This is a genomic window from Methyloparacoccus murrellii (assembly GCF_054657115.1).
The window spans coordinates 1-12,630 of record NZ_BAAHXD010000014.1; the positions used below are offsets into that span (position 1 = coordinate 1).

A 12,630-nucleotide genomic window follows, 5' to 3' on the forward strand; every position below is an offset into this window, starting at 1 on the left:
TTAGCTGATGCCGTATTTCTGCATGCGGTACAGCAGGGTATCGCGGGAAATCCCCAGTAGCTTGGCCGAGCGGCTGCGGTTGCCGTTGGTGCGCTGCAGGGCCTGGCGGATGAGGTCGATCTCAACCTGTTCCAGGTTGATGCCCCGCTCCGGCAGCTCGATCTCGGGTTTCTGTGCCGGCAGCCGGCTGACGATCTCGGGGGGCAGATTGTTTTCCTCGATGACGCGGCCGGCAAGCAGGATGCAGAGTCGCTCGCAGACGTTGCGCAATTCGCGGACATTGCCCGGCCAGGGATAGGCCACCAGGCGGTTCAGGGCCGACTTGCTGATCGAGACCTTCTGCAGTCCATGGTCGCGGGTGAACTGGGCGATGAAGTGTTGCAGCAAGACCTGCACGTCGCCGATGCGCTCGCGCAGGGGGGGAATCTCCAGCGGAACCACGTTCAGGCGGTAGTAGAGGTCGCGGCGGAATTCGCCGCGGCTGATCCGGTCCAGCAGGTTGGCATTGGTGGCAGCGATGATGCGGACATCGACATTGTGCGTCGCGGTCTCGCCGACCGGCTGGATCTCGCCGGTTTCCAGGAAGCGCAGCAATTTCGCCTGCAGCGGAACCGGCAGCGAATCGACCTCGTCGAGAAAGACGGTGCCGCCATTGGCCGCCTGCAGCCGGCCGACCTGGTTCGCGGTGGCGCCGGTGAACGAGCCCTTCCGGTGGCCGAACAGCTCGGACTCGACCAGGGATTCCGGCAGGGCCGCGCAATTGATGGTGATGAAGGGCTTGCCGCTGCGCGGGCTGTGCTGCTGCAGCGCTTGCGCGAGCACCTCCTTGCCGGTACCGGTCTCACCGACGATCAGCACCGTGACATCCGTGGCGGCGACCATGCGGGCGCTGCGCAACAGGGATTCGAAGTTGGGAGACTGCCCTATCAGCTTTTCGAACATGGTCATACCTCAACGCACCTCAATGGGCCATGGTGTGCTGCTGCACCATCGGATTGAGGCCGGGAAACGCCGCCATGAACGCCAGCAGGATCAGGGTGATTCCGGCCAGCTGGCGAAAGCGGGTCATGCTCGACAGGCGCACCATCCAGGAGGTCATGATGCCCACGCCCATCACCGCGGGCATGGTGCCAAGGCCGAATGCCAGCATGGTGAAGGTGCTGCGGACCACATCGCCGGTCGTCGCGGCCAGGGCCAGCGCGGTGTAGACCAGGCCGCATGGCAGCCAGCCCCACACCATGCCGAACACGAACGCCCGGGGCAGCGTCTCCACAGGGACCAGCCGCCGGCCGTAGGGTTCAATCCGCTGCCAGACACCGCTGCCGAATTTCTCGATGTAGGCGAAGCGCGGGAACCAGCCGGCGATATGCAGACCCGCGCCCAGCATGACCAGGGCCGAGAGTATTTGCAGCAACCGATGACCATGTCCCTCGCCCAGCGGCATGCTCAGCACATGCTCGGCCAGCCCGGCGAACAGCCCGGCGATGGTATAGCTGAAGACCCGTCCGGCGTTGTAGCTGGCGACATAGGGCAGCAGCGTGCGCTTGTTCTCGCGGATTTCCCGCTTGAGGCTGAGGGTCAGGGAGCCGATGATCGAGCCGCACATGCCAAGGCAGTGCAGCGCGCTGAACAGCCCCATCAGCAGGGCGACGAAATAGGATGTGCTGAAGGCGGAGTCGAGATGATTCATGTTGGCCCGGTCATGCTTGCGGGAGGATCGGCGGAGCGCGACGGCTCCCGACCCCGGGATTGACGGCGCATTTTACCGTGGATCGGTAGGGGATTAGCAGCCATGCGTCGCGGGACGCCGGCCAAAAGAGCGCTGGCAGTGCGGCAGGGCCCGGCTTGCCATCGGCGCCGCGATCTCTTAAGGTCCCGCAAAAACCGCGAGCGTCCTCATGTCCCGTCCCGTCACACCCCAGATCGCCGCCGACATCATCATCGAACTGACCGACCGTCCCGGTCGTCCCGTCGTCCTCATCGAACGCCTGTATCCGCCGCACGGCTGGGCCATTCCGGGCGGGTTCGTCGACGTCGGGGAGACCCTGGAGACGGCGGCCCGACGCGAGGCGCAGGAGGAGGTGGGGCTTGCGGTCCGGCTGACGGCCCTGCTGGGCAACTACTCGGATCCGGCCCGCGACGCCCGCGGGCATACCGTCACGGCCGTCTATGTCGCCGAGGCCACGGGAACACCCATAGCGGCCGACGACGCCAGGAAGGCGGTGATCGTCGACCCGGAGAACCTGCCTGCCCCGCTGGCGTTCGATCATGCGCTGGTGCTGGCGGATTACCGGCGGTTCCGGGCCACGGGGCAACCCGCGCCGCTGCGCTGATCGGTGGCCGCGCCCGGCCGGCTCACAGTTCGACCTTGAGACCCAGCTCGACCACCCGGTCGGGCGGAATCTGCCAGAACGCCATGGCGTTCTCGGCATTCATGGCCATGCGGATGAACAGGCGTTCGCACCAGCGCGGCATGCCATCGCGCGGGGTGGAGACCAGATGCTCGCGTGACAGGAAGAACGAGGCTTCGGCCAGATCCACCGTCAGTCCCTGGCTCCGGCAATAGGCCAGGGCGTCGGGAATGTTGGGCTGCTGGTTGTAGCCGTAGTAGATGCGTACCCGATAGATCTGATCGCCGAAGTGGCGGATCTTGACCCGTTCGGCAAGCGGAATCCAGGGTTCATCCCGGGTGACCACGGTCAGCACGATGACCTGCGCGTGCAGCACCTTGTTGATCATCATGTTGTGCGTCAGCGACAGCGGGGCGCCGAAACGTCCGGCCGTCAGGTAGACTGCGGTGCCGGGCACTCTCGGCAGGGGGTTGTGGCCCTGCCGGGAAACCAGTTCCTCCAGTGGTACCGCCTTTTCGTTGAGGCGTGTCACCAGCAGTTCCCGTCCCCGTATCCAGGTCCAGAGAAGCAGGTAGATCACCCCGCCGATCAGCAGGGACACCCAGCCACCGCGCGGGATCTTGGTCGCGTTGGCCATCAGGAAGCTCAGGTCGACCAGCAGGAAAAGGCCGAACAGCAGCCCGGCAAACCGCCAGTGATGGCGCGAAACCCGGCGCAGCAGGCCGAACATCAGCAGGGTCGTCACCACCATGGTGCCGGTGACGGCAAGGCCATAGGCCGCCGCCAGCCGCGACGAGGACCCGAAGCTCACCACCAGCAGGACGACCGAGAGCGCCAGCAGCCAGTTCATGGCCGGCACGTAGATCTGTCCGTAACGTCCCTTCGAGGTATGGCGAACCGCCAGCCGCGGCAGATAGCGCAGCCTCACGGCCTGGGCGGCCAGCGAAAAGGCTCCAGAGATCACGCCCTGGGACGCGATGATGGTGGCCAGGGTAGCCAGGGACAGGAGGGGCAGCACGCTCCAGCCCGGCCCCAGCAGGTAGAAGGGATTGCTGGCTGCCGCGGGATCGCGGATCAGCAGGGCGCCCTGCCCGAGGTAATTCAGGGTCAGGGCCGGGAAAACGGCGAGAAACCAGGCCGAGCGGATCGGCGCGATGCCGAAATGGCCGATATTGGCATACAGCGCCTCCGCACCGGTCACGACCAGCACCACGGCACCCAGCACCACCAGGGACTGGGCCTTGGCCTCGTGCAGGAATGCCAGGCCATGGGAAGGGTAAAGCGACTGCAGGACCGATGGCGTTTGCAGGATGCTCAACAGGCCCAGGATGGCTATCAGCAACAGCCACAGCACCATGATCGGGCTGAACAGCCAGCCGATGAAAGCGGTACCGCGATACTGGATGAGAAACAGCACCCCCAGGATGATCAGCGTGACCGGCACGATCAGGGCGTTCAGCTGGGGGGCGCCAACCTTGAGGCCTTCCACCGCGCTCATCACGGAAATGGCCGGCGCGATCATGGCGTCGCCAAAAAACAGCGCCGTACCGATGAGCCCCAGGCTCATGATCCAGCGGCGGCGCGGCTTCTGGTTGACGGGACGCAGGACCAGCGACATCAAGGCCATGATGCCGCCCTCGCCATTGTTGTCGGCACGCATCACCAGCCAGGCATACTTGACGCCCACCACCAGCGTCAGCGACCAGAAGACCAGGGAGAGGATGCCCAGCACATGCTCCGGAGTAGGCGTCAGCCCGCCCCCGCCGGTGAACGCGACCCGCAGGGCATAGAGCGGGCTGGTGGCGATATCGCCGAATACCACGCCGAGACAGCCCAGCGTCAGGCTCCAATGCGGCGATTCGTCCTGGTTGCGAACCATGTGTCCTCTCATGACTGATGTTCCCGGGCGGCCGGGAGACAAGGCGTGGCGCAGCCACGGTATCGTTTCAAGAAAACCGGCGCCCTGGAGGCGAATTGTCCGATCCGATTGACGGAATGCCCGGCAGCTGGACAAATCAGGTGATTATAGACCACCCATGTCATAGGGTAAGATCGTTGTCAAAATAAGGTGGCGAGCCGGCACCCCTGTCGTGTTAAGCTGGTTGTTTTGACTCAAAACGTGAAAATCCCAGTGCATCAGGAACGCTCATTTATTCCATTATCCATAACCATCCTGACGGTCTCCGACACACGCATCGAAGCCACGGATACCGCCGGTCGCCTGCTGCGGGAGCGGGTCACCGAAGCCGGACACTGGGTAATCGACAGGTCCATCGTAGCGGACGATAAATACCAGATTCGTGCCCGGGTTTCGGAATGGATCGCCGATCCGGCCATTCATGTCATCCTGACCACCGGCGGCACGGGCGTCACGGGGCGCGACGGCACCCCGGAAGCGGTGGAGGTCCTGTTCGACAAGACCCTGGAAGGTTTCGGCGAGGTGTTTCGCAGCCTGTCGTACCAGGAAATCGGCACTTCGACGCTGCAATCGCGGGCCACGGCGGGCGTCGCCAACGGCACTTACCTGTTCTGCCTGCCCGGTTCGCCGAATGCCTGCCGGCTGGCCTGGGACGCCCTGATACAGGCCCAGCTGGACTATCGCACCCGCCCCTGCAATCTGGTCGAACTGATGCCGAGACTGCTGGAAAGCTGAGTTTCAGCCGCCGGTGGCGTTCATGTGCCGCAGGATGACCGGCTGGGCCTCAAGGTCGAAATGATGGCGCTCGGGCTTGATGGCCATGGCATTGCGGATCGTCGCCTTGAGCGCCTCGGCCGAAGCCTGCTCGGCCCGCAGCACATCCTTGAGCTCGACCGCGTGCTCATTGCCCAGGCACAGCAGCAGGCGGCCCTCGGCCGTGACCCGCACCCGGTTGCAGCTACCGCAAAAATTGTGTGAATGGGGAGAGATGAACCCCACCCGCGAGGCACTCCCGGCGATACGGAAATAGCGCGACGGACCACCGGTGGTCTCCGGGCTGGGCAGCAGTTCGAACACCTGTTCCAGGTCCCGGCGGATGGCATCGCTGGAATAGAACTCCTCGGCCCGGTCATGGCCATCGACGTGGCCCAGCGGCATCTCCTCAATGAAGCTGATATCGATGCCATGGTCGATGGCAAAGCGCGTCAGGCTGACGACCTCGTCATGATTGCGACCCCGCAGGATGACGGCATTGATCTTGATGCGCTCGAAGCCCGCCTTCAGCGCCGCCTCGATACCGTCCAGAACCCTGGCGAGATCGCCGACCCGGGTCAGTTGCCGAAAGCGCTGCGGATCGAGGGAATCCAGGCTGATGTTGATGCGACGCACCCCGGCCGCCCTGATGTCGCCGGCCAGTTCGGCCAGGCGGGTTCCGTTGCTGCTCAGCACCAGTTCGCGCAGCCCTGGCAAGCGGGCGATGCCGGCCATCAGGTCGACCGCACCGCGCCGCACCAGGGGCTCGCCGCCGGTGATGCGAATCTTGTCCACGCCCAGGGCAACGAAGGCCTCGCACACCCGGTGGATCTCCTCCAGGGTAAGAATCTGCGGTCTGGGCAGAAAGCGCATGTCCTCGCTCATGCAGTAGAGGCAGCGCAAATCGCAGCGATCGGTGATCGACACCCGCACGTAGCTGACCCGCCGGCCGAAACGGTCGGTGAGCTGGGGAGTATTGGCGACGGCATTTTCCATGGCAACAAACCTTCTCCGGGTTACGTCCGGACCCTGACAGTCCGGCCCTGCTATATCTTGAGCATAACACTCGGGAATTGCCTTGTGCAGATACCCGCCGCCGCGGCCCGGCCCGGCTACGCTCACCCCGCGACAAGCGGGCAATTTCTGCCGAAATCAGGGAAACTATGTAGTGATGTGCAATCAAAACAGCGACGCTCAAACCCGACCCGCCCAACCAGGGAGCGGTGACGCCAGCCAGTGAAGGCTGGCGCGAAGCCATCACGACGGGAACACGCATGAAACGGCTGCAGCAATTATTCGAAGGTTCGGCGGCCATCGCCGAGGATAACCTGGGCTTTCTGGAAGACCTCTACGAGCGGTTCCTGCGCGATCCGGACTCGGTCGACTCCAGCTGGCGCGACAAATTCCGCTCCATCCAGGATGCCGCTCCCGAGCTGTCCGGCCCCCGTCCGCCCCTTCCCCGCGACGACGACGGCAGCGAGATCGAGGCCACGCTGCGCAAGCAGGCGGCGGTGGACCAGCTGATCTACCACTACCGGACCCGCGGCCATCAGGTTGCCGACAACAATCCGCTCAGGCTGAATCCGCCGACCATACTCAAGGATCTCGATCCGGCCTACTACGGCCTGACAGCCCAGGATCTGGACCGGCACTTCTACGTCGACATCCTGCATCATTCCCGCCGGCTGCCGCTGCGGGAAATCCTCGCCCTGCTGCGCCAGACCTATTGTGAGAGCATCGGCGCCGAGTACATGCATATCGTCGACAGCGACATCAAGCACTGGATCCAGACGCGGCTGGAGAATACCCGCGGCCGGGCCTTCCCGGAACCGGAGAGTCAGACGTCGCTGTTGCGGGCCCTGACCGCCGCGGAAGGTATCGAGCGCTATCTGCACCGCAAGTATGTCGGGCAGAAGCGTTTTTCCCTGGAGGGTGCCGAGAGCCTGATCCCCCTGCTCGACGAAGTCATCGAGCGCGGCAGCGAACAGGGCGTACGCGAACTGGTGATCGGCATGGCGCACCGCGGCCGGCTGAATGTGCTCATCAACGTGCTGGGCAAGAAGCCCAGTTCTCTGTTCCAGGAATTCGAGGGCACCGCCGCCAACCTGCCGCTGGCGAGTGCCGGCGACGTCAAGTACCACATGGGCTTCTCCTCCGACATCCTCACCCGCAGCGGCCCCGTGCATGTCGCGCTCGCCTTCAACCCCTCCCACCTGGAGATCATCGACCCGGTAGTCGAGGGCTCGGTCCGGGCGCGGCAGGACCGCCAGGCCGGCAATGCCGAGAATACCGTCATGGCGGTACTGATTCACGGCGATGCCGCCTTCGCCGGGCAAGGCGTGGTGATGGAAACCCTGAACATGGCGGAAACCCGCGCCTACACCACCGGTGGCACCATCCACATCGTCGTCAATAACCAGATCGGCTTTACCACCAGCAATCCCTTCGATGCGCGCTCCACGCTGTACTGCACGGATGTCGCCAACATGGTCCAGGCACCGGTATTCCACGTGAACGGTGACGATCCGGAAGCGGTGCTGTTCGTGACGCGGCTGGCGGTCGACTACCGGATGCGGTTCAACCGCGACGTGGTCATCGACCTGATCTGCTATCGCCGCCACGGGCACAACGAGGCCGACGAGCCCGCCGTCACCCAGCCGGCCATGTATCGCTTCATCCGCCAGCAGCCGACCGTGCGACGGCTGTATGCCGAGCGGCTGATCCGTGCCGGTGTCATCAGCGCCGCCCAGGAAAAGGCGATGGAAACGGACTACCAATCCGCCCTGGCCCGGGACGACATCGTCTCCCGCCCGCTGATCGATGCCGAGGGAAGGTTCCCCAAGCCCTCCTGGACTGCCTACCAGAATCAGCTGTGGACCACCCCCTACGACGCCCGTATGCCGCTGCAGAAGCTGAAGGAGCTGGCCGGACGCATGTTGCGGCTGCCAACGAACTTCTCCCTGCATCCGCGTGCGGCGGCGATTGTCGAGGGTCGCCGGGCCATGGCCAGGGGCGAGCAACCGATGGACTGGGGATTTGCGGAAAACCTCGCCTATGCCAGCCTGCTCGATGGCGGCCATACCATCCGCTTCAGCGGCCAGGATGTCGGCCGGGGAACCTTTTTCCACCGCCACGCCATTCTCTACGACCAGAACACGGGAGCGACCTGCATTCCCCTGCAGCACCTGGAAAACGCCGCGCCATTCCGGATCTATGACTCGCTGCTGTCGGAGGAGGGGGTGCTGGGATTCGAGTATGGCTACGCGACCTCGGCCCCCGAGACGCTGGTGATCTGGGAGGCGCAGTTCGGCGATTTCGCCAACAACGCCCAGGTTGTCATCGACCAGTTCATCGCCTCGGGGGAGAGCAAGTGGGGCCGGCTGTGCGGGCTCACGCTGCTGTTGCCGCATGGCTACGAGGGCCAAGGGCCGGAGCATTCCTCGGCGCGCATCGAGCGCTATCTGCAGCTGTGCGCCGAGCAGAACATGCAGGTCTGCATTCCGACCACGCCGGCACAGATCTACCACCTGCTCCGCCGGCAAATCCTCAGGCCCTACCGGCGGCCGCTGATCGTCATGACCCCCAAGAGCCTGCTGCGGCACAAGCTGGCGGTTTCCACCCTGACCGAGCTCGCCGAGGGAACGTTCCGCAACATCATCGGCGAAATCGATCCGCACGACCCGGCGGGGATCAGCCGCGCCATCGTCTGCGCCGGCAAGATCTACTACGACCTCCTGGAGGCCCGCCGCAAGTCCGGCCTGTCCCACATCGCCATCCTGCGCGTCGAACAGCTCTATCCATTCCCGGACGAGGCCTTCACCGAGGTATTGTCCCGCTATGGCAACCTCAAGGAACTGGTCTGGTGCCAGGAGGAGCCGGAGAACCAGGGCGCCTGGCATCAGATCAAGCACCGCTTCTTCGGCCACCTGGAGAACCGCATCGCACTGGTCTACGCCGGACGGCCGATGTGCCCGGCGCCGGCGGTCGGGCAATTCCATCGCCACCTCGAGGAACAGAAGCAGCTGGTGCAGGACGCACTCTATGGCCCCGCCGCCTCTCACAGCTAAGGAAATCCGATGCGCATCGAAGTCCTCGTTCCCAACCTGCCCGAATCCGTCAGCGACGCCACGCTGCTCGACTGGCACTTCCAGGATGGCGCCCTCGTTCAGAAGGATGCCAACCTGATCGACCTGGAAACCGACAAGGTCATCCTCGAGGTGCCCGTGCCGGAATCGGGCATGCTCAAGGAAATCTGCCGTCACAAGGGCGATATCGTCTCCAGCGGCGATCTGCTGGCTGTCATCGAAACCGAAGCCGAGCTTCGCCCGCCAGCCGTCACCGAGCCGCAAGCGCTGCCGGAGATGCCGCCGGCCAGGAACGCCGGGCCACCCGCGGGCGAACCCTCCGCAACCGGCCACGCGCCCGCTCTTGACCAGCCCATGAGCCCGGCGGTGAGGCGGCTGCTGGCCGAACATAATCTGGAGCCTTCCGACATCCCGGTCAGCGGGCGCATCACCAAGCAGGATGTGCTGAACGTTCTGGAGCAGCGCTCGACCCCACCCGCGCCCGTCCCGCTGTCCGGCCATGAGGCGGCATCCGGCCCGTCCTCACCCAAGGGCGGCGAGCGCCGCGTGCCGATGACACGCATCCGCGCCCGCATCGCGGAACGGATGCTCGAGGCGCAGCACAGCACGGCCACCCTGACCACCTTCAACGAGGTGAACCTGCAGAAGATTTTCGATATCCGCCAGCAGCACCGGGCGCGTTTCGAGCAGACGCACCAAGTCAAGCTCGGCCTGATGTCGTTCTTCGTCAAGGCTTCGGTCGAGGCACTCAAGCGCTTCCCCATCATCAACGCCTCGGTCGAGGGCCAGGACGTCGTCTATCACGACGTCTACGACATCGGCATCGCGGTCACCACCGAACGCGGCCTGGTGGTCCCGGTGCTGCGCCATGCCGACACGCTGGACTTCGCCGAAATCGAGAAAGCCATCAACGAGTTCTCGCTGCGGGCTCGCGACGGCAAGCTGAGCTTCGAGGAATTGACCGGTGGCACCTTCACCATCACCAATGGCGGCATCTTCGGCTCGATGCTGTCGACGCCCATCCTGAATCCGCCGCAGAGCGCCATCCTGGGCATGCACGCCATCAAGGAGCGCCCGGTGGTCGAGGACGGACAGATCGTCATCCGCCCGATCATCTACCTGGCCCTGTCCTACGATCACCGCATCATCGATGGTCGCGAGGCCGTCTCCTTCCTGTTCACGGTCAAGGAACTGCTGGAGGACCCGGCCCGCCTGCTGCTTGGCGTCTAGACCAACGGCGCCACGGGCGGATCATCGGGCGCCGTTGCCTGCTCCAGCCAGGCGAGATGAGCGAGCGCGGCCTCGCGGCTGTCGCCGCACATCTCCCCGCTGGGCTGCAACCCCCGGCAACAGGCGGGGCGCTCCGGCTGGCCGAAAATGCGGCAGCGCCAGTCCTCGCCGAGCTGGACGCAGGCCAGCCCCGCCGGCTTGCCTTGGGGCATGCTGGGGATGGCCGAGCGTATGGATGGTGCGATGCAGCAGGCTCCGCAGCCGGGCCGGCAATCCATCAGGGTGCCGGTCCGATCCGCAGGCCGGGCAGAGCGGCCAGCTGCAACCGGCTGATCAGCCCGGCCCGCTCCGCTTCCGTGTAGTAGGGCTCCGGGGGGCTGCGCCCCCAGACCGGAGCCGGCCAGGCGGCATCGTCCCGCCGGCGTACCACATGATGCACATGCAGCTGCGGCACCAGGTTGCCAATGGCCGCGACATTGACACGATCGGCGGCAAATACCCGCTTGAGATACCCGGCCAGACACGAGGATTCACGGATGAGGTGATCCTGGTCTGTGTCGCCAAGTTCATGGATTTCGCCGATTCCGGGCCGTTCGGGCACGAGAATCAGCCAGGGATAGCGGCGCTCGTTCATCAGCAACAGCCGGCAGAGCCGGAAACGGCCCAGTTCCAGACAATCGAACCTCAGCTGCGGATGCAGTTCGAAAGCGTCAGCGTGCATCCCGGCCCGCCTCCTCGCGGATCAGGAACATGGCATCACCATAGCTGAAGAAGCGGTAGCCCTCGCGTACGGCATGCCGGTAGGCCGCCATCACGGGCGCATGCCCCGAGAACGCGCAAACCAGGGTCAGCAAGGTCGATTCCGGCAGATGGAAATTCGTCAGCAGGACATCGACGCAGCGAAAATCGAAGCCCGGCCGGATGAACAATCGCGTCTCGCCCTCGTAGGGTTCGAGTTCCCCCGACCGCGCGGCGGTCTCCAGTGCCCGTACCACCGTCGTGCCGACGGCGATGACCCGCCCGCCGCTGGCCCGCGCTGCCCGGATGCGGCGAACCACGGTTTCCGGCACGCTGCACCGCTCCGCATGCATGCGGTGCTGATCGAGATCGTCGACGCGTACCGGCAGGAAGGTGCCGCTGCCGACGTGCAGGGTCACGCAGACATGATCGATGCCCTGCCCGGCAAGATCGCGCAGCAGGATTTCGTCGAAGTGCAAACCCGCCGTCGGCGCCGCCACGGCACCTGCCGAGCGCGCGAACACGGTCTGATAGCGATGGTGATCGGCGGTCGTGTCCGGCCGCTGGATATAGGGCGGCAGCGGTACATGACCCACGGTTTCCAGCACCTCGGGAGCGCTGATCCCGGCCGCAAATTCCAGCACGAACAGATCCTCGCGCCGCTCCAGTACCCGACACTCATAGCCGCCATCGAGATGCAGCCAGGTATCCGGCTTGGGCGACTTGCTGGCCCGCAGATGCACCAGCAGCGTCCGTTCGTCGAGCAGCCGTTCGACCAGGATTTCGATGCGCCCGCCGGTGGCCTTGCGTCCATGCAGGCGGGCCGGTATGACGCGGGTATCGTTCAGAACCAGAAGATCTCCCGGACGCAGCAGGCTGGGCAAATCCCTGAAACCGCGGTCCTCCAGGCTCCCACCCTCCAGCAGGCAGAGCAGCCTGGAGGCGGTCCGTTCCGGCAGGGGCGCCTGAGCGATCAGATGCTCGGGAAGGTCGTAGTGGAAGTCACTCTTGCGCATGGCGGCGCATGGTAGCAATTCGGCCTGGCGATTGCAGCCACGGAAGCGGCTTTGCCGCCCCGTTCCCGGGCATCCAGGCGCCCGCCGCTTAGAAGAGCAGCAGGCTGCCGACGTAGGCCATGGCCAACAAGGACAGGAAGCCCCAGTTGTGCTGGGCGCCATCCTTGAGACAGAGCCAGAAATAGCCCCAGGAGGACCGATAGCGTCTCTTCAGGCGCCGCAGACAGAGGATATAGAGCAGGCCAGCCAGGCTGGCGAGCATCAGGCTGCCGATCCAGGCGGTCACCATCTGCGCATCATGACCTTCCAGATGAAACAGGGCCTCCAGGACACCCTCCAGCCCCAGCTCGAGATACTCGATGACGATGTGCAGGAGATGCAGCAGGAAATCCAGCAGCACATCCCAGTACAGCAGTGTCATCAGCCAGGCAAACCAGGCCAGGACGCGGCGTCGCAACCGCCAGACCCGGCCGGAAGACGCGTCACGGGCTGGCGTTTGTGGCTGTTGTTCGCTCATCGCTTGTCTCCATGACCGGGTT

General features: G+C 64.8%; 12 protein-coding genes. 4 read left to right on the top strand and 8 right to left on the bottom strand.

Translation table 11 applies throughout. The features are described 5' to 3' along the window. Together ACYQ1H_RS05760 and ACYQ1H_RS05765 are read right to left on the bottom strand one after the other, a co-directional pair. Complete coding sequence (locus ACYQ1H_RS05760; RefSeq protein ID WP_460027090.1) at window positions 1-942, bottom strand: sigma-54 interaction domain-containing protein; 942 nt, start codon at window positions 940-942, stop codon at window positions 1-3. A gap of 19 nt (window positions 943-961) precedes the next feature. Further along, entirely contained in the window at window positions 962-1,690 is a 729-nt protein-coding gene (locus ACYQ1H_RS05765; protein ID WP_460027091.1) for a sulfite exporter TauE/SafE family protein, read from the bottom strand. Window positions 1,691-1,898: 208 nt separating this feature from the next. On the opposite strand from ACYQ1H_RS05765, the gene ACYQ1H_RS05770 reads away from it, so the two are divergent. Beyond that, the gene (locus tag ACYQ1H_RS05770; RefSeq protein WP_460027092.1) at window positions 1,899-2,333 is read left to right on the top strand and encodes an NUDIX domain-containing protein; all 435 of its coding nucleotides are present in this window, start codon (window positions 1,899-1,901) and stop codon (window positions 2,331-2,333) included. Between the two features lie 22 nt (window positions 2,334-2,355). Here ACYQ1H_RS05770 and ACYQ1H_RS05775 read toward each other — a convergent pair whose 3' ends face one another. After that, on the bottom strand, window positions 2,356-4,230 hold the full coding sequence (locus tag ACYQ1H_RS05775) for a potassium transporter Kup (RefSeq protein ID WP_460027093.1): 1,875 nt from the start codon (window positions 4,228-4,230) through the stop codon (window positions 2,356-2,358). 246 nt (window positions 4,231-4,476) lie between these two features. Between ACYQ1H_RS05775 and moaB the strand changes: the two genes are divergently transcribed. After that, window positions 4,477-5,004 carry a molybdenum cofactor biosynthesis protein B gene (moaB, locus tag ACYQ1H_RS05780; RefSeq protein ID WP_460027144.1) on the top strand — a complete coding sequence of 176 codons (528 nt, stop codon included), beginning with the start codon at window positions 4,477-4,479 and terminating at the stop codon, window positions 5,002-5,004. Between the two features lie 3 nt (window positions 5,005-5,007). Here the strand turns inward: moaB and moaA are convergent, their stop codons facing one another. Beyond that, window positions 5,008-6,018 (bottom strand): GTP 3',8-cyclase MoaA, encoded by a 1,011-nt coding sequence (gene moaA / locus ACYQ1H_RS05785; RefSeq protein WP_460027094.1) that lies wholly within the window; start codon window positions 6,016-6,018, stop codon window positions 5,008-5,010. 278 nt (window positions 6,019-6,296) lie between these two features. Between moaA and ACYQ1H_RS05790 the strand changes: the two genes are divergently transcribed. Both ACYQ1H_RS05790 and odhB read left to right on the top strand, forming a co-directional pair. Further along, window positions 6,297-9,089 carry a 2-oxoglutarate dehydrogenase E1 component gene (locus ACYQ1H_RS05790; RefSeq protein WP_460027095.1) on the top strand — a complete coding sequence of 931 codons (2,793 nt, stop codon included), beginning with the start codon at window positions 6,297-6,299 and terminating at the stop codon, window positions 9,087-9,089. 9 nt (window positions 9,090-9,098) lie between these two features. Continuing rightward, window positions 9,099-10,337 carry a 2-oxoglutarate dehydrogenase complex dihydrolipoyllysine-residue succinyltransferase gene (gene odhB / locus ACYQ1H_RS05795; protein WP_460027096.1) on the top strand — a complete coding sequence of 413 codons (1,239 nt, stop codon included), beginning with the start codon at window positions 9,099-9,101 and terminating at the stop codon, window positions 10,335-10,337. On the opposite strand, the gene ACYQ1H_RS05800 is transcribed toward odhB, so the two are convergent. The 4 genes from ACYQ1H_RS05800 to ACYQ1H_RS05815 form a co-directional block, all read right to left on the bottom strand. Continuing rightward, window positions 10,334-10,615: a YkgJ family cysteine cluster protein gene (locus tag ACYQ1H_RS05800; protein ID WP_460027097.1), complete on the bottom strand. Its 282-nt coding sequence runs from the start codon at window positions 10,613-10,615 to the stop codon at window positions 10,334-10,336. The two genes, odhB and ACYQ1H_RS05800, sit on opposite strands and share 4 nt — an antisense overlap. Beyond that, window positions 10,615-11,058: an HIT domain-containing protein gene (locus ACYQ1H_RS05805; protein ID WP_460027098.1), complete on the bottom strand. Its 444-nt coding sequence runs from the start codon at window positions 11,056-11,058 to the stop codon at window positions 10,615-10,617. The genes ACYQ1H_RS05800 and ACYQ1H_RS05805 overlap by 1 nt, the downstream gene beginning before the upstream one ends. Further along, complete coding sequence (queA, locus tag ACYQ1H_RS05810) at window positions 11,048-12,091, bottom strand: tRNA preQ1(34) S-adenosylmethionine ribosyltransferase-isomerase QueA (RefSeq protein ID WP_460027099.1); 1,044 nt, start codon at window positions 12,089-12,091, stop codon at window positions 11,048-11,050. Before queA ends, ACYQ1H_RS05805 begins: the two co-directional genes overlap by 11 nt. An 88-nt stretch (window positions 12,092-12,179) precedes the next feature. Then, entirely contained in the window at window positions 12,180-12,608 is a 429-nt protein-coding gene (locus ACYQ1H_RS05815; RefSeq protein WP_460027100.1) for a hypothetical protein, read from the bottom strand. Window positions 12,609-12,630 lie beyond the last annotated feature (22 nt).